At 63.2% G+C, this 16,404-nt stretch carries 15 protein-coding genes; 5 read left to right on the top strand and 10 right to left on the bottom strand.

Going from position 1 to position 16,404, the window contains the following annotated elements; genetic code table 11:
• The first annotated feature begins 39 nt into the window (after positions 1-39).
• The gene (locus tag ATN37_RS06840) at positions 40-1,407 is read left to right on the top strand and encodes a phosphatase PAP2 family protein (RefSeq protein ID WP_047268848.1); all 1,368 of its coding nucleotides are present in this window, start codon (positions 40-42) and stop codon (positions 1,405-1,407) included.
• On the opposite strand, the gene mnhG is transcribed toward ATN37_RS06840, so the two are convergent.
• The 6 genes from mnhG to ATN37_RS06810 are packed head-to-tail and all read right to left on the bottom strand — an operon-like array spanning position 1,373 to position 7,712.
• Complete coding sequence (mnhG, locus tag ATN37_RS06835; protein WP_003945045.1) at positions 1,373-1,717, bottom strand: monovalent cation/H(+) antiporter subunit G; 345 nt, start codon at positions 1,715-1,717, stop codon at positions 1,373-1,375. The genes ATN37_RS06840 and mnhG overlap by 35 nt on opposite strands.
• Positions 1,714-1,983, bottom strand: coding sequence for a monovalent cation/H+ antiporter complex subunit F (locus ATN37_RS06830; protein WP_003945061.1), 270 nt, complete (start codon positions 1,981-1,983; stop codon positions 1,714-1,716). The genes mnhG and ATN37_RS06830 overlap by 4 nt, the downstream gene beginning before the upstream one ends.
• Positions 1,980-2,552, bottom strand: coding sequence for a Na+/H+ antiporter subunit E (locus ATN37_RS06825; RefSeq protein WP_003945063.1), 573 nt, complete (start codon positions 2,550-2,552; stop codon positions 1,980-1,982). The genes ATN37_RS06830 and ATN37_RS06825 overlap by 4 nt, the downstream gene beginning before the upstream one ends.
• Positions 2,549-4,249, bottom strand: coding sequence for a Na+/H+ antiporter subunit D (locus tag ATN37_RS06820; protein ID WP_003945059.1), 1,701 nt, complete (start codon positions 4,247-4,249; stop codon positions 2,549-2,551). The genes ATN37_RS06825 and ATN37_RS06820 overlap by 4 nt, the downstream gene beginning before the upstream one ends.
• Entirely contained in the window at positions 4,246-4,878 is a 633-nt protein-coding gene (locus ATN37_RS06815; protein ID WP_003945054.1) for a Na(+)/H(+) antiporter subunit C, read from the bottom strand. Before ATN37_RS06815 ends, ATN37_RS06820 begins: the two co-directional genes overlap by 4 nt.
• Positions 4,875-7,712: a Na+/H+ antiporter subunit A gene (locus tag ATN37_RS06810; protein WP_218694939.1), complete on the bottom strand. Its 2,838-nt coding sequence runs from the start codon at positions 7,710-7,712 to the stop codon at positions 4,875-4,877. The genes ATN37_RS06815 and ATN37_RS06810 overlap by 4 nt, the downstream gene beginning before the upstream one ends.
• 190 nt (positions 7,713-7,902) lie before the next feature.
• Between ATN37_RS06810 and ATN37_RS06805 the strand changes: the two genes are divergently transcribed.
• Positions 7,903-8,328 (top strand): NUDIX domain-containing protein, encoded by a 426-nt coding sequence (locus ATN37_RS06805; protein WP_007730102.1) that lies wholly within the window; start codon positions 7,903-7,905, stop codon positions 8,326-8,328.
• Here the strand turns inward: ATN37_RS06805 and ATN37_RS06800 are convergent.
• The 3 genes from ATN37_RS06800 to ATN37_RS06790 form a co-directional block, all read right to left on the bottom strand.
• Positions 8,285-9,664 (bottom strand): hypothetical protein, encoded by a 1,380-nt coding sequence (locus tag ATN37_RS06800; RefSeq protein WP_223304380.1) that lies wholly within the window; start codon positions 9,662-9,664, stop codon positions 8,285-8,287. The genes ATN37_RS06805 and ATN37_RS06800 overlap by 44 nt on opposite strands.
• 67 nt (positions 9,665-9,731) lie before the next feature.
• Positions 9,732-11,159 (bottom strand): hypothetical protein, encoded by a 1,428-nt coding sequence (locus ATN37_RS06795; RefSeq protein ID WP_073512164.1) that lies wholly within the window; start codon positions 11,157-11,159, stop codon positions 9,732-9,734.
• A gap of 9 nt (positions 11,160-11,168) precedes the next feature.
• Positions 11,169-11,804 (bottom strand): TetR/AcrR family transcriptional regulator, encoded by a 636-nt coding sequence (locus ATN37_RS06790; RefSeq protein WP_042926208.1) that lies wholly within the window; start codon positions 11,802-11,804, stop codon positions 11,169-11,171.
• A gap of 128 nt (positions 11,805-11,932) precedes the next feature.
• Between ATN37_RS06790 and ATN37_RS06785 the strand changes: the two genes are divergently transcribed.
• Genes ATN37_RS06785 through ATN37_RS06775 form a run of 3 tightly spaced genes read left to right on the top strand, consistent with a single transcriptional unit; the run spans position 11,933 to position 15,022 of the window.
• Positions 11,933-13,201: a cytochrome P450 gene (locus tag ATN37_RS06785; RefSeq protein WP_003945041.1), complete on the top strand. Its 1,269-nt coding sequence runs from the start codon at positions 11,933-11,935 to the stop codon at positions 13,199-13,201.
• 46 nt (positions 13,202-13,247) lie between these two features.
• Positions 13,248-14,000: an isocitrate lyase/phosphoenolpyruvate mutase family protein gene (locus tag ATN37_RS06780; protein WP_007730096.1), complete on the top strand. Its 753-nt coding sequence runs from the start codon at positions 13,248-13,250 to the stop codon at positions 13,998-14,000.
• A gap of 2 nt (positions 14,001-14,002) precedes the next feature.
• Positions 14,003-15,022: a DUF2804 domain-containing protein gene (locus tag ATN37_RS06775; RefSeq protein WP_029254792.1), complete on the top strand. Its 1,020-nt coding sequence runs from the start codon at positions 14,003-14,005 to the stop codon at positions 15,020-15,022.
• A gap of 88 nt (positions 15,023-15,110) precedes the next feature.
• Here the strand turns inward: ATN37_RS06775 and ATN37_RS06770 are convergent, their stop codons facing one another.
• The gene (locus tag ATN37_RS06770) at positions 15,111-16,349 is read right to left on the bottom strand and encodes an HNH endonuclease signature motif containing protein (RefSeq protein ID WP_218694938.1); all 1,239 of its coding nucleotides are present in this window, start codon (positions 16,347-16,349) and stop codon (positions 15,111-15,113) included.
• Positions 16,350-16,404: the final 55 nt, after the last annotated feature.

Below are 16,404 nucleotides of genomic sequence, written 5' to 3'. Positions count from 1 at the left end.
GTGTCCATATTCAGTTCACACGCCGTTTACTATTGTCCGGTGTTGATAGACAGTTGGTCCCAACGAGGGGGCGCACCCGGACAGTCGGACCGTTCGTGGTCGAGTTCTCACCGACTCCTTCTGATCGGCACAGCAGCATTGACCCTGCTGGTCCTGGGTGTGCAGGCGTTCGCGTCGTACAAGGGCTATCTCGGTCCGGTGGAAAGCCTGTTTGGTGACTACTTCCTCGTTCCCCGCTCCGCGACCATGCCTTGGGTGGGCCTCGCTCTCGCGCTCGTCGGACTGAACAACAAAGAACGCATCTACGCGGTATCCGCGGCCGTCGTGATCGACGTGGTCGTCGGCGCGATCCGCTGGTTCTCGGGTGGACCGCTGACGATGGGCACCGGCGGCACCTGGGTGCTGACGGCCATCGCGGTGTATGCGGTGTGGAAGTTGTCCGGCGAGCGTCGACTCAGCGTTCTGCACGGCGTCGCTCTCGGCGCGTTGCTCATCATCGCCGCCAAGGTTGCCGAGACGTGGCTGGAGATCACCATTCTCGTCGGCACCGACGTGTGGGACGAGTACGTGTTCCTCGCCGACCAGGCTCTCGGGAATCCGTCGTGGGTGATGGGCCAGATCGTCGACGCCATGGGCCCCGTCGGTGCAGCAGCCCTCGACTGGATCTACGTCGAACTGCCGGTCGCGGTGATCGTGGTTGCTCTCTATCAAGTACGTAAGGGATGGCCGTCGCATCACCTGCTGCGCACGTTCCTGCTCATCGGGCTGATCGGCCCGATCTTCTACGTCCTGTTCCCGGTGGTCGGCCCGGTGTTCGCCTTCGGTCCGCGTGGGTTCGGATTCCAGATCGGTGACTACTGGCCGAACATCGTGCCCAACTTCGACTTCGCATCACCGTCGTCGCTGCCGTTCGACGACGCCGCACCGCGAAACTGCATGCCGAGCCTGCACACCGCGTGGGCGGTCGCATTGTTTATCCACTCGCGCAGCGGGCCGTGGTGGATTCGCAGCCTGGGATCGTTCTGGCTCGTTGCGACCCTGACCGCGACGCTCGGCTTCGGATTCCACTACGGCGTCGACCTCATTGCCGGTGCCGTCCTGTGCTTGACCCTCGATGCGGCGCTACGGGATCCGGAGCGCGGCTGGGGTTGGTTCCGAGTGCGTCTGTTGATCGGTGGCTCGGCACTCCTGGCGGGATTGTTGCTCTCGTACCGGTTCGCTGCGGTGCAGATGGCCGAGTACCCGGCGATCTTCGGGCCGCTGCTGATGGCTGTCCTGGTTCTCATGTCGGTGGCGTACTTCGCCACCTTCTTCGCCCGCCCCGGCACTGCTCTTGCGGTGTGGGGCGAGCGCGACGGCGAGTGGGATGCCGTCACAGGAGAGAGTCCGGGTCTTCCAGCTCGTTGATCTTCATGAGGTCGTCCTCTTCGCGCTGTTCGCGGTAGGCGACTCGGCCGACGCTGTGCGCGATCACGGGCGCCGTCAGCAGCGTGAAGATGCCCACCAGGACCAACATCCAGATGTCGACGCTCCCACGAAGCAGGAACACGGCGCCCATCAGGACTAAGATCAGTCCGACCACCTGAGGTTTCGTGGCCGCGTGCATACGACGCAGAGTGTCGGGGAAGCGAACGATTCCCACCGCGGCGGTCAGCGCGAGCAGCGCGCCGAGGAAGATGGAGATGGCCCCGATCGTGTCGAGGATGTTGCCGATCACTGGTCACTCACCCGGAAGCGCGCGACGGACACCGAACCGATGAAGCCGACCAGCGCCAGCGCGACGATCGCGGGAACGATGGTCGTGTCTTTGCTGTACGCGGCCCAGACCGCGAGTCCACACATCGAGACCGCGATGATCGTGTCCAGGGCGACGAGGCGGTCGAGTGAGCTCGGACCGTCGAGCAATCGGAACGTGGTCAGTACGGCGGCGATCAGCAGAATCACTCCGGAAATGATCAAGATCGTGGTGATGAACCCGTTCATGGTTGGTCCTCCTGCCGGGGTGCATCGAATTCGTAGTCGCGCTGGTGCCATGGGCTGGGTTGCCAGTCCGAATCACGTTCGAACGACGCGATGAACAACCGCTCGAGGTCCTCCACCGAGCGGTAGAACGCGCTGACGGCTTTCTGCGAGCCGACGTCGAGCACGTGGACGTAGACGATGCGTCGGTTCTGGTCGATCTCGAGAACCATCGTGCCGGGGATCAGGTTGAGAACGTCGATGCACAGCGTGAGAACCAGGTCGGACTTGATCCCGAGTTGGTACCGCAGAACTCCGGTGACCGGGGGCGGCGACGGGCGGATCGCCAGCCACGCGACCTGGATACTCGACTGGATCGCGTAGTACACGATCATCCACAACAGACGCAGAATCGACAGCAGATGTACCCGACCCTCGACCGGTACGCGGGGGAGGGGAAGCAGGACCATGATGATCAGGCCGACGGCGAGTCCGCCGAAGATGTTGCCGAAACTGATGTTGCCCCACAACAGGATCCATACGACCATCAGCCACAGCAGGATCCCGACGCGGAGTACCTGTTCGCGTTTCATCGCGGAGCCTCCTCGGTGTTCGGGACATCGGTGTTCGGGGCCTCGGTATTCGGAACGGCTGCAGGGTCGTCTGCAGCGACGGGAGCTTCGTCGACCGGCACGGGCCGGTGGTTGCCGAGAACCGCGTCGATGTAGATGGACCGGTCCTGCAGGTCCTTCGCCGCTCTGTCGCTGATGTCGATGATCCGGCCCGCGAACACCGTCAGTGCCAGACCGACGATGACAAGTCCGACCGTCGGAATCAGCATGAAGAGCGGAATCTTGCCGACATCCTCGCGGTCGACGAACGCGATGTCCTCTTCGGACTCGTCGATCAACGCTGACGGGCTGACGTCGGCGAGGTCACCTTCGGGCGCGTCGGCCCGGGCTCGCCAGAAAGCCTTGGTCCACACGCGGGCGACGGCGTAGAGCGTCAGCAAGCTGGTGATCGTGCCGCCGGCAACGAGGATCCAAGCCAACGCGCTGGCGTCGGCCGCACCGGCCTGAAGGAGCGCGACCTTGCCGATGAAGCCCGAGAACGGCGGGATACCACCGAGATTCAGCGCCGGGATCAGGAAGACGATCGCGAGGATCGGGCTGGCCGCCGCCAGACCGCCGAGACGGCGCAGCGACGACGACCCGGCTTGTCGTTCGATCAGACCCACGACGAGGAAGAGCGTCGTCTGCACGATGATGTGGTGGGCGACGTAGTAGATCGCGCCGGACAGCCCGGACGTCGTGGACAGTGCGATACCGAAGATCATGTAACCGATATGGCTGACCAGTGTGAACGAGAGCAGACGTTTGATGTCGCTCTGCGCGATGGCACCCATGATGCCGACCACCATCGTGAGCAGGCCGCACACCATCAGTACGTTGTCGAGTTCCCCTTGCGGGAACAGCAGTGAATGCGCGCGGATGATCGCGTACACACCGACCTTGGTGAGCAACCCGGCGAAGACGGCGGTGATCGGTGCGGGCGCGGTCGGATACGAGTCCGGTAGCCACGCGGACAGCGGGAAGACCGCAGCCTTGATGCCGAACGCCACGAGAAGGACAGCGAAGATGGCGGTTCGTGTGCCCGGCGGAATGTTGTCGAAGCGCAGGGCCATGTCGGCCATGTTGAGGGTGCCGGTCGCCGCGTAGGCGAAGGCGATGCCCGCCAGGAAGATCAGCGAGGACACCATCGAGACCATCACGTACGAGACACCGGCCCGGACGCGGTCGGCGCTGGCACCGAGCGTCAGGAGCACGAAACTCGCAGCGAGCAGAACCTCGAATCCGACGTACAGGTTGAAGAGGTCACCGGCGAGGAACGCGTTGGAGATACCGGCGGTCAATGCGAGATAGGTCGGCAGGAAGATCGAGACCGGCTGGGCCTCGCTGCCGTCGCGAATACCCTGACCGATCGCGTAGATCATGACGGCGAGCAACACCACCGACGAGACCACGAGCATCATCGCCGAGAGACGGTCGACCACGAGTGTGATGCCGATGGGGGAGTCCCAGCCGCCGACCTGAACGGCCGTCGTACCGTCGCGGTCGGCGAGGTAGAGCAGCAAGCCCGACACCGCGACGACTCCGACGAGCGCGATCAGTGTGATCACGCGCTGGAAACGAGGACGTCGGCCGACGACCAGCGTCGCAGCTGCGGCCAGCATCGGGATCAAGACGGGCAGGGGCGCAAGGGCTCCCATCAGGTTGTCCGAGATGGTCATGCGCCTCCACCTCCCTCGATCTTGGTCTGGCGAGCGTCTTTGCGCCGCTTCTCGGATTCCTTCTTACGAGCAAGGTCGGTGGCCCAGTCGGGTACCGGTTCGTCCTCGAAGTCGCCGTCGTGGAGGTCGTCGTAGCATTCGATGTCCTCGAGGTTGACCAGTTGTTCGAGGGGAATAGGGTTGCCGTCCTTGTCGAATGCGTCGCCGCCGATGCTCGGGGCACCGGTGACCGGGTCGTCGGAGCGGTCGTGGTCGGGAGCGTCGGCAGGCAGGCGACGCTTGAGAACCTTGGTGTCCTCGGGATCGTCCTCGACGGCGTCGGCGGTGTTGATCTTGTAAGACCGGTACGCCAGTGCCAGAACGAAGCCGGCGATACCCATCGTGATCACGATCGCCGTCAGGATCATGCCCTGGGCGAGCGGATCCGCTATTTCCTCGTGGACCGAATCTCGGCCGACGATGGGCGGATTCCCGTCCGATCCACCGACGGTCAGGATCAAGAGGTTGATGGCGTTGCCGAATAGAAGTAGACCGAGCAGCATCCGAGTGATGCTTCGTTCGATCAGCAGGTAGACACCGGCCGACGTGAGGACGCCGATCAGGATCAGCATTCCGATGTTTGCGCTCATGGTGCTTTCACCTCGATTTCTGCGTCGAGGCGGGCGCCGAGACTTCGGAGTACGTCCAGGACCAGGCCGACCACGATGAGGTAGACGCCCAGGTCGAAGAACAGTGCGGTGACCAGTTTGACGTGGCCGATGAGCGGGAGTGTGAACTCGAAGACGGCGGACGAGAGCGCCGGGGCGCCGAGGAACAGCGACACCAGGGCGGTGCCCGCGGCCAGCGCCAAACCGAGGCCGAGAATCTTGCCCGCGTCGATGGGTACGGCTTCACCGAGTTCGTAGCGTCCGCCGGCGAGGTACCGAAGTACCAGCGCCAGGCCCGCCGTCAGGCCTCCGGCGAAACCGCCACCGGGGGCATTGTGACCGGAGAAGAAGAAGTAGATCGACAACACCATGATGGTCGGGAAGATCAACCTCGTGGTGACCTCGAGAACCAGCGAACGGTGTCGAGGATCGATGAGGTCTCCGCCGCGCAACCACGTCGTGTCCGAGTTGGCAGCTGCCTTGTCGACGATGACGGAGGGGGCGTCCGCGACGCGCGGCGCGATACCGAACCGGCGGTTGCGGAAGACGAGGCTGGCGACGCCTGTCGCAGCTACCAGCAGCACCGAGATCTCACCGAGGGTGTCCCATGCGCGGATGTCGACGAGTAGGACGTTGACGACGTTCTTGCCGTTGCCCAGGTCGTAGGCAGCGTCGGGAAGCAGCTCGTAGATCGGACGAGTGTTTCGGGCATTGGTCGCGAAGGCCGCGATGGTGGTGACGGTGATACCGACGGCGACAGCGAGTGCGGCACGCGGCCACTTGAAGCCGATCGCCTTGCTCTCGTCGACTTCGGCGGGGAACTTCCGGAGCACGAGCACGAAGATCACCAGTGTCAGTGTCTCGACGAGGAACTGGGTCAGCGCGAGGTCGGGTGCGCCGTGCAGCGCGAACAACACGCCGCAGCCGTAGCCGGTGAGTCCGACGAGGATGACGCTGGCGAGTCGGTTGCGCATCAGCGTCGCGGCGATGGCGGCCGAGATCATCATCAGCGCGATAGTGAACTGGATGGGTGAATCCCACATCCGAAGGTCGACTCCGCCGCCATCGGTGTCGATGATCAGCAGGAACAGCGGCACAACGACCAGCGTCGCGAGAATCGTCGACTGTGTGCGGGGGAGCGAACCACGCTGAGTGGCACCGGTCAGGCGCATCGAGATGGTGTCCATGCCGCGCAGGGTCGCGTCGTAGATACGGTCGGCGTTGCCGAGCGGCGGGTGCTCGAAGTGCAGTCGGCTGATCTGACGCTGCGCGATGTAGAGCGCGATGCCGCCGGCGATGACGATGCAGGTGAGCAGCAGCGGAGTGTTGAATCCGTGCCACAGCGCGAGGTGGTAGTCGGCGTGAGGTCCGGGGGCCAGTGTGGTGGAGTACGGGGTCAGCAGCTTCTCGAGCTGGGGCGAGAGAATGCCGGCGGCCAGACCGAGAACAGCGAGCAGGCCGGGCGCGAACAGGAACAGCCAACCCGGCTTGTGCATCTTGCTCACGGCTGGGCTGGGCTTGCTCAGGGTCTTACGTCCGAAGGCGCCCCAGATGAAGCGGACGCTGTAGCCGACGGTGAGGATCGAGCCCAACACGATCACCGTGACGACGGCGATGGACGACCAGTGGCCGAGCGCGTTCGTTTCGAGCACCGATTCGAGTGCGGCTTCCTTGCCGACGAATCCGAGTAGCGGTGGCAGACCGGCCATGCTGGCGGCAGCGAGGCTCGCGATGATCGCGAGAGCGGGTGCCGCTTTACCCAGGTGAGCAAGTTTGCGCAGGTCACGGGTACCGGTCGTGTGATCGATGATGCCAACGACCATGAAGAGTGCGGCCTTGAACATCGCGTGCGCCACGACCATCGTCATGCCGGCCAGGGCGGCGTCACGCGTGCCGATGCCGACCAGGACCATCATGAAGCCGAGTTGGCTGACGGTTCCGAAGGCGAGGACGAGTTTGAGGTCGTACGCGCGCATGGCTCGCCAACCGGCGAGGACCATCGACAGCAGACCCAAACTGATGATGGTGATGCGCCACGGCGGCGAATCGGCGTACCCGGGAGCCAGGCGCGCGACGAGGTAGATACCGGCCTTGACCATTGCAGCAGCGTGAAGATAACCGCTGACAGGGGTTGGCGCGGCCATTGCACCGGGAAGCCAGAAGTGCAGGGGCACGATTGCCGATTTGGAGAGCGCACCGATCAGGATCAGGACGATCGCGACGGACGGGAGCCACCCCGTCGGCGGGTTCGCGACCAGTTCGGACAGGTTGTAGCTGCCGCCGACCTGGCCGAGGATGATCATGCCGACCAACATCGCCAGACCACCCGCGGTGGTGACCAGCAGTGCCTGGGTCGCGGCGCGGCGGCTGGTGGCGCGTTCGGCGTAGTGACCCACGAGCAGGAACGACAGGACCGTTGTCAGTTCCCAGAACACGTAGAGAAGCAGCATGTTGTCGCTGGTCACTAGCCCGAACATGGCACCCGCGAAGGCGACCATCTCGGCGGCGAAGATACCGAGTCGAGGTTCGTCGTCGGTGAAATAGCGGGCGCAGTAGACCAGGATGAGCGTGCCGACACCCAGGACGAGCACGGCCATGATGGCCGAAAGCGCGTCGAACCTGAAGTCGATGTCCATCGACAGCCCTGGAACCCAGGTGATGTGCAGCGTCTCGACGGTGCCCCATTTGTCGATGACCCAGCCGAGGCCGGCGAGGGGGACTATCGCGAGGGGGAAGAAGCCGTTTCGCCCTAACCTGCGCACCACAAGCGGAGCCAAGAGGGCGGCAACGGCATGGGCAAGCAAGATAGCGAGCAAAAGGCACTCCGTCGTGTTGTCAGCGGGCGGCGGGGTGTCCGAACAAAATCGAACCTATCGGATTAACGAGACAATTCACCTTGTCGGAGAGGTTGTCTTTGCGTACATATTACCGGGCGTGGCAGTTTCGATGTGCAGCGAGTCGATTCGGACATCATCGGCACTCGCTGATACACGTAGGTTGGACGACGTGAATTCGTCGACACCCACCACGATCATCCGTACCGCTGCCCTTGCACACATTCGTGACCGCAAGCTGATCCAGACCCGCTCCGTGGGCAAGACGGCGTTCTACATGGCCGGCGGAAAGATCGACCCGGGGGAGACGCCCGAGCAGGCACTGCACCGCGAAATTCGGGAGGAACTCGACGTCGATCTGGTCGACGGGACGGTCACGTTCCTCGACGTCTTCGAGGCTCACGCTTTCGGACATTCCGCGGACACGGGCCTGCACATGAGTTGTTATCTGGCGGAGATGGCCGGAGACCCGCACCCGACCAGCGAGATCGCCGAGTTCCGCTACTTCACGCTCGCCGAGTACGCAGCGATGGACGAGGTGGCGCCCGGATCGCTCAAAGTGTTCCATCGCCTGGCGTCGATGGATCTGATCGACTGATCGGCGGAGGAACGGATCGATTGATCCGCCCCAATCGGAGACTCACGTAGGCGCAGACGGCCACGATGATCAGCGCCACGGCGTCGAGTATCAGAATGTCGGTCGAGATTTCGAACGGGCCGACCGTCGTGATGCCGTTGAAGGGCTTGTTCTCGTCGAGCGGCGTGTACGCCGTCCATCCGTAGTCGAACTGCGGATAGACGAGCAGGGCCAGCGCCGTCGGGCCGAAGATGACACCGAGTCCGACGAGTGCTCGCGACGCTCCGGTCCGCGGTGGCTCTCGGTACATCGCGCTGGCGATCGCGTATGTGACGACCGCAGCGGTGAAGGCGACAAGAAGATCGCTGATCGTGAGAACGTCACCGATCTTCGGCGACGGCGACGTGGCGTAGCTGACGATCCCGGCGACCGTGACCGTCAGGAGCAATCCGTAGCCGACGACTCGCGAGGGAGCGATCGCGCCGATCGCTGCCGCGGCGACGATGACGAGTCCGATCACGACGGCGGTGGAGGCGGGGGTTTTCGACCATTCCATGGCTTCGGTTGCGGGACGGTTCGCCGAGACCGCCGCCAGAGTTGCGACGGCAGCGGTACACATCAGCAGGATTCGACTGCCGTCGCCCAGCACCCGCGCGCAGATCACCGTGATCACCAGCGCGACGAGTAGTAGAGGCACCGCCGCCGTGACGGTGGTGATCTCGAACCACCAATTCGCCGCGACCCCGAAGAGAGTGAGCACCGCCGCGATAGTCACCGGTCGAACGGCCATCCGTTCCTTGGGGTGGTCCTTGTCGAAGTCGTGGAACCAGAACGCGGCGACGCAGGCGGCGGCCAAAGCGAGCGCGAGCAGTGTTGCCCCCAACACTGGTGGTTGAAACTGGTTGGTGTTGTCGGCGATGTAGTCCGCATACCGCCGAGGAATAGCGTCTTCGTCGAGGAGTGAATCCGAGACATGCACGGCAACAATCGTTCCCGCGACGGAAGCGGCTCGGACCCGGGGAGCGGCAGCAACCGTGACCGCGCCGACAGCGACTCCCGCACCGACGGGTGAGAGTGCCTCGAAGTTGTGATCGTAGAGCCCGGGCAGTTCGAGTAGGAGTCCACCGAAGACCGTCATGGCCGCGGTCCGCAACCGGCAGCGGGCCATCATCGCGGCTGTCCCGACCGCGACGACAGCCAAGACGCCGGCGCCGATGGTCGAGATGGACCAGAATCGGTCGCCCGTCGAAATCGACGTCGACTGGCTGTTCACGAACGGTGCCAAGGCGACGACGGTGACGACGAATGCCGTCACACCACTCAGCGCGACGAGCAGCGTCCTGCGGGCGATGGGCACTGCTCCAAAATAGTCAATCCGGTACCAGTTGCACCGCAATAGCAGGTCTCAGTCCGGTGACGGTGTGTCAGTCGACTGGCTCCGGTTCGATCCGAGATTCCGTGGTGTCGACGGGTGGATGGGATCGTCGGAGGATCGCTGCACCGCAGAAGCCGATGATCAAGGCGAAGAGGATTGCAGCGCCGACGGTCTGAGGGGTGACGTAGTCGATGGTGATGCCTATTCCGCGTCCGAATAGTCCTCCGTTGGCGCTGACGTGCGCCGGGATGGGAAGTTCCATCAATCGCTGAATGTCTGCCGCTGTCAACTCTGGCGGCGCGGTGAGCTGATCGGTGAGAATGGCGATCGACGAGAAGGTCATTGCGGCAAAGGGAATGGCGAGTCCGAGTGTGGCGTCGACCAGGCTGCCGGGAGCCAGGGCACCGAACAGCAATCCGGCGGCGAGACCCAGCGAGGCGATCTTCAGTGCGATTGACCAGACACCGTGCGCGGAGTCGAAGGGCAGTAGTTCTGACAGCGGTACCGCAACGAGAACGGCGATGGGAACGAGGTTTGGCACCTGCTTGTGCAGTCGCAATCCGACGGCGACCGGCAGGGCTGCGAAAAGCACCAGTACCCAGGGGGACTTCAGGTCTCCCCAGTGGCCGGAACCCTTCGCGATGTCGACGAACAGCGGAGCCGACGCAGCGGCCAGAGCGGTTGCGGCCCAGAGGAACTTGCCACCAGCACCGGAGGTGTCGCCGAGACGGTAGGCGGCGATCCATGTCAACGCGAGCGCAGCGCCCGCTGCCAAGACCATGACGATCCAGGCAGTTGCCTCGGACGCGTACTGCTGGCGATCGATCACGGCGCCGAGCACTCGATGCCCGATCGCCAGCGCGGCGATCACCACGAGCGCGATGCGGATTTCACCCGCGTCGGGCTTGCGGATCCGGAAGCCAGATTGCGCGGTCACTGCACAGGCGATTGCTGCTGCGGCCGTGGCGCCGATCAGCCACCACGACGGCTCACCTACCGAAGACGTACTCATCCGGCCCGTCCCGCCGGCGAACGTGCGAACCGCGAGGAAGGCGGCAAGCACGCCGAGGAGGGTGGCGTTCTTCGTGGCGGTGCGATCCCAACTGACGGCAACCACACAACCCAGAATCGCACCGGCTGCAACACTTTTGACGATGATCACGGCGATCAGCAGGTCCAGTGACGCAACCTCGGGCACGACTGCCCGAATGATCGCGATGACGGCGACCCCGACGGTGATCGCGATCCAGGCTGCCCGACGGGAGCCGCGACGCTGTGAGAGTGCGCAGGCAAGCACGGCAACCACGGCGCCGAGCCCGACAGCGGTGGGTCCACTGCTGATCCAGCGATCTACTTCCGACGGAGAGGCCACGATGGCCCAGTCACGGAGAACCGGATTGGTCAGGGCCAGCGCAGCGAGTATCCCGGACAGGAGCGCAGCGACGGTGGTGAGGATCGCTCGAAGATCGAGTGGCATCGGGCCAACCTATCGCGGCGCCGCGACATCGGTCGTGGGCGGCGTGAGTGCCGGAAACCAGATGTCGGTGAGAACGTCTGCTGCGACGTCCGCACCCGCGGTGATCGCGCCCTGTTCCGCCCAGCGAATGAAGAAGCGCTCGACTTGTGTCAGCAGGAGTTCGACCCGGAGTTTCGCCTCGTCGTGTCGGCTCTGCGGCCAGCGTGCCAGGTACGACGGCATCGCGTTGGGCAGTGCGGAGATGCCTTCGCGGGCCAGTGTGCGGAACTCGGGTTCGAGGACCATGGCCTCGTCCCACGCCCGCATCATGTGGTGGTGATCGCGGCACCAGTCGAGAGCGCGGTTGATCCAGCCGGCGAATTCTTCGCGCGAACCGGAATCGAGTACGTGGTCGAGATCCTGGAATATGGCGAGGGTGCTGGATACGACGGTGTTCGAGCCGAGCGCCTTGAGGATGTCGATCTTTCCGGGAAAGTGCAGGTAGAAGGTGGCTCGGCTGCAACCGACCCGGCCGGCGATGTCCTCGACGGTGACAGCCGCGTATCCGCGTTCGGTGAAGAGCGCGCCGGCGGCATCCACGAGGTCTGCGCGGGTTCGCTGCTTCTGCTTCTCTCGCAGCGTCAGTCTGCCGGAGGTATCTGTCATTACCAGGATCCTAGTGCCGCGGGGGCTCTCACGGGTCAGTTGCACGAGACTCTCCGTCTTTCACTTGACAGTCCGTTAGTGAAAGCTACTCTGTGGTGTAGCGCACATTCGACCGATCAGAGGACGCCATGACCATCTCGGACACAACACGCACGCCTGACCTGCCGGCCGGATTCGACGTCACCGATCCTGCTGTCCTCGGGGAGCGGATCCCTTTCGAGGAATTCGCCGAACTGCGTCGCAACGCACCCGTGTGGTGGTGTGAGCAGCCGCCGACGGTCGGTGGATTCCAGGACGAGGGCTACTGGGTGGTCTCGCGTCACGCTGACGTCAAAGAGGTCAGCCAGCGCAGCGATGTGTTCTCGAGCTGGGAGAACACCGCGATCGCGCGTTTCGCCGACGACATGCCACGTGAGGCCGTCGAGATGCTCCGGCATCTTCTGCTCAACAAGGATGCACCGGAGCACACCAAGCTCCGCAAGCTGATTTCGAAGCTGTTCACGCCTCGCGCGATCAACGGCATGCGCGACGAATTGGACCGTCGTGCACGGAGCATCGTCGACACCGCTGTGAGCGAAGGCCCGGGCGACTTCGTGAAGCAGGTTGCCAGCGAGCTGCCGCTCCAAGCGATCGCGGATCTGATCGGTGTACCGCAGGACGATCGGGACAAGCTGTTCAAGTGGTCCAACGAGATGATGGGCTACGACGACCCGGAATACCAGGGTGATCCGGCAGTCGCGTCCACCGAGGTCCTCGGATACGCGTACCAAATGGCAGACGCACGTCGTACCTGCCCGGCAGACGACATCGTCACCACTCTGGTCCAGGCCGACATCGACGGCGACTCCTTGAGCCCGGAGGAGTTCGGGTTCTTCGTGCTCATCTTGGCGGTCGCAGGGAACGAGACCACTCGCAACGCCATCACGCACGGAATGATCGCGTTCCTGGACAACCCCGAGCAGTGGGAGCTGTACAAGAAGGAACGTCCCAAGACGACGGCCGACGAGATCGTCCGTTGGGCGACACCCGTCACCGCCTTCCAGCGCACCGCGCTCGAGGACACGGAATTGGCAGGAGTGTCGATCAAGAAGGGGCAGCGCGTGGTGATGCTGTACAGCTCCGCGAACTTCGACGAGGACGTGTTCGAGAACCCGATGACGTTCGACATCACTCGTAACCCCAATCCGCACTTGGGCTTCGGCGGAACGGGCGCGCACTTCTGCATCGGTGCCAACCTCGCTCGTATGGAGATCGACTTGATGTTCAACGCGATCGCCGACAACGTCCCGGACATCACCAAGATCGGTGATCCGCGCCGTCTGCGCTCGGGTTGGATCAACGGCATCAAGGAGTTCCAGGTCGATTACAAGAGCACAGGCTGCCCGGTCGCTCACTAGAGTCGGTAGGTGAGAGGTACACCCCACGATCTCGAGGAGCCACCGCATGACTTCGATCAACGACAAGGCAACTGCTCTACTGGCGTTGCACCAGCCAGGTAATCCGGTCATTCTCCCGACGGTGTGGGACGCGTGGTCGGCGAATCTTGCGGTGGCTGCCGGTTTTGCAGCCCTGACGGTAGGCAGTCATCCGGTTTCCGATTCCATCGGCAAGCCGGACAACGAGGGCATCACCTTCGACGAACTTCTGCACCGGATCAAGCAGATCACCGGTGCGGTCGACGCCCCGATCTCGGTGGACATCGAGGGTGGTTACGGGCTCGAGCCGGCAGTTCTCATCGACGGGTTGATCGATGCCGGCGCTGTCGGACTCAACATCGAGGACACCGTTCACAGTGAAGGCGGACGCTTGCGCGAGGCGCAGGAGCACGCCGACTTCGTGGGTGGGCTTCGTCAGGCCGCCGACGCAGCCGGAGTTCACGTTGTCGTCAACGCGCGCACCGACCTGTTCGTGAAGCAGGTCGGTGACGAGTCCGATCGCGTCGATCGCGCCATCGCACGCCTCAAGCTGGCGGCCGACGCCGGCGCCGACGTTCTCTACCCCGTCGGGCGCCATGACGACGCGACCCAGCGCCGCCTGACGTCCGAGCTCCCACTTCCGATCAATGCGATCGGAATCCCGGATCAGGACGACCCGGCAAGTTTCGGTCCGCTCGGAGTGGCACGTGTGAGCTTCGGTCCGTTCTTCCAGATGGCATTGGCCAACCGTGCGAACGAGATCTTGGGACGCTGGAAGTAAGAATGCAGACACTGATGTCGCCCGGCCCGCTTCTCGACGATCGCGGACATTTGGTCGAGACGGGTTGGGCCCCATCGGAGATTCGCAAGTATCGACGCTCTGCGATCACCGCTCCCAAGTTCCGGATCAAGGAGTGGGACTACTACTGCGTTCTCACTGCGGATTACGGCATCGCGCTGACCGTCGCCGACAACGGGTACATGGGCTTGCTCGGAGTCTCCTGGCTCGATTTCCGAACACCACACGAGATCACCGAAAACGTGATGCTGCCGTTCCCGATGGGAAGGCTCGGTCTGCCCGAAAGCGCGGACGACGGTGATGTGGTGGTGTCGAAAGGTAAAGCTCGCTTCGAGTTTCGCCATGTGGACGGTGGGCGCCACCTGATTGTCGACTACCCGGCTTTCGACGGTGGGCGAGGTCTTCATGCCGATTTGTTCCTGGCGAGTCCTGCCGATGACCGGATGGTGATCGCCACACCGTTTCCGAAGGCGTCCCGTTCGTTTTACTACAACCAGAAGATCAACTGCCTGCCCGCTGCAGGGACCGTGCGAATCGGGAGCGACGACTTCACATTTCGCTCGGAGGACTCGTTCGGCGTTCTCGATTGGGGCAGGGGAGTCTGGACTTACGACAACACCTGGTACTGGGGTTCTGCATCCGGACTGGTGAACGGCGAGCGGTTCGGATTCAACATCGGGTACGGCTTCGGCGATACTACGGCGGCCAGCGAGAACATCGTGTTTGTCGGAGGGCGGGCACACAAACTGGACAGGATCGACTTCGGCATCCCGCAGGGAACGTACGACGGCGCTCCGTGGAACTTCTCGAGCAACGATGGTCGCTTCGAGATGACTTTCGAGCCGATCATCGACCGTGCCGCGACTTTCGACGTCGGGGTGCTGCGTTCGATTCAGCATCAGGTGTTCGGAAAGTTCTCCGGCACAGTGATCCTCGACGACGGTACCTCCGTGGTGGTTCGAGATCTCCTCGGATTTGCCGAGGAGGTTCGGAACCGCTGGTAGGCCGTACGTCTCCGCGAAGATGACGGAACGCAGCATGAGCACCGGGGCATGATCGTGCCCCGGTGCTCGCGTCTCGAGTTGTTTCACTTCAGGCGGCTGTTGGTGGGCTGTTCCCGCCGATCGGCTGTTGATACGGATCGATCGACATCGGTGGATAGAACACCGATTTCCGATCCGGGCCGATCTCGACACGCCACTCGGTGTGATGCAGCGTCCGATGATGATGACCACACAACAGAATCAGATTATCGAGATCTGTTGGGCCACCATCGTTCCAGTGAACAATATGATGAGCATCGCACCACCCCGACGGCGTCCCGCACCCGGGAAACGCACACCCACCATCACGAACCGCCAACGCCCGCCGCTGCGGAACCGTCGCCGTTCTCGCTTCCTTACCGCAGTCGAGCGGAACACCATTCTCATCCAACAAAATCCGCGTGATCGTGCAGTCGCACGCCAACATCCGCGCAGTGTCGATACTGATCGGGCCCACCCAATCCGTCCACGCAAATCCCAACTCCTCAGTGGACGGCAACAGGTCTTTCAGAACTTTAAGGTCCGTCATATCTTTTGCCGACGCGGTCACCGTGATGTGCGGTTTCACTCCGCCTTCGATCGGACCCAACCCCGCCCGCTCGTACCGCCGCAGTAATTCGCAAAACCCATCCGCCCGCCGCAGCGCCGGGGTGCGGGTGTCTTTGACGCCGTCCTTCTCCGGTGTCGGAGCCGACAGGCTCGACAACAACGTGATCAACCGGGCCCCGTTCACAGCATCTAGGTCGCCCTTCACAGTTACTCTGCCGTACAGGCCTTTCGACGCGTAGAACTCGTTACGTTCGGAATCCTCACCGACCGGAACCCCGTCCTCGCGTTTGCCGTACTGCTTCTCGATCCGCCGGATCGCCGCCCGCACCGCATCACAATCGGCAATGTTCTTCGACGCCAAACCCAACAGAATCCCGCGAGCCTTGTCCACATCCGCCGGCGTCATGTTCTTCGGTGGATGCTGACAAAACGACGCCACCTGCCGCGCCTTCAACGCATCCACGTCACCGCGATGAAACGCATCCGCGACAACAGGTTCGAGCATCAACAACCGCGCCAACCCGACCAGCAGACTGCACTCACCGATCTCCAGATTCGTCGAACCATGCAACCACAGCGCGATCGCCCGAAAACCCTTCCCGCCGAGAACCTCACGGGAAAACATCTCCACGATCAGCAACACCATCCGCGACTGCAACTCGTGTCGGGCGCGCACCAGACCTAGAACCTCACCCTTGAGGCCCTCGCCATCCAGCTGCCACGCTTCCCGACTGTCCATGCTAAAAGTCTAATCGAACAAAGTTTCGAACACAAGACTTGTATCTCGAAAACTG

This window comes from Rhodococcus sp. MH15 (assembly GCF_019266045.1).
Lineage (GTDB): Bacteria > Actinomycetota > Actinomycetes > Mycobacteriales > Mycobacteriaceae > Rhodococcus_F > Rhodococcus_F qingshengii.
The sequence above is the reverse complement of the archived record's forward strand: the minus strand, read 5'-3'. Positions and strand labels throughout refer to the sequence as shown.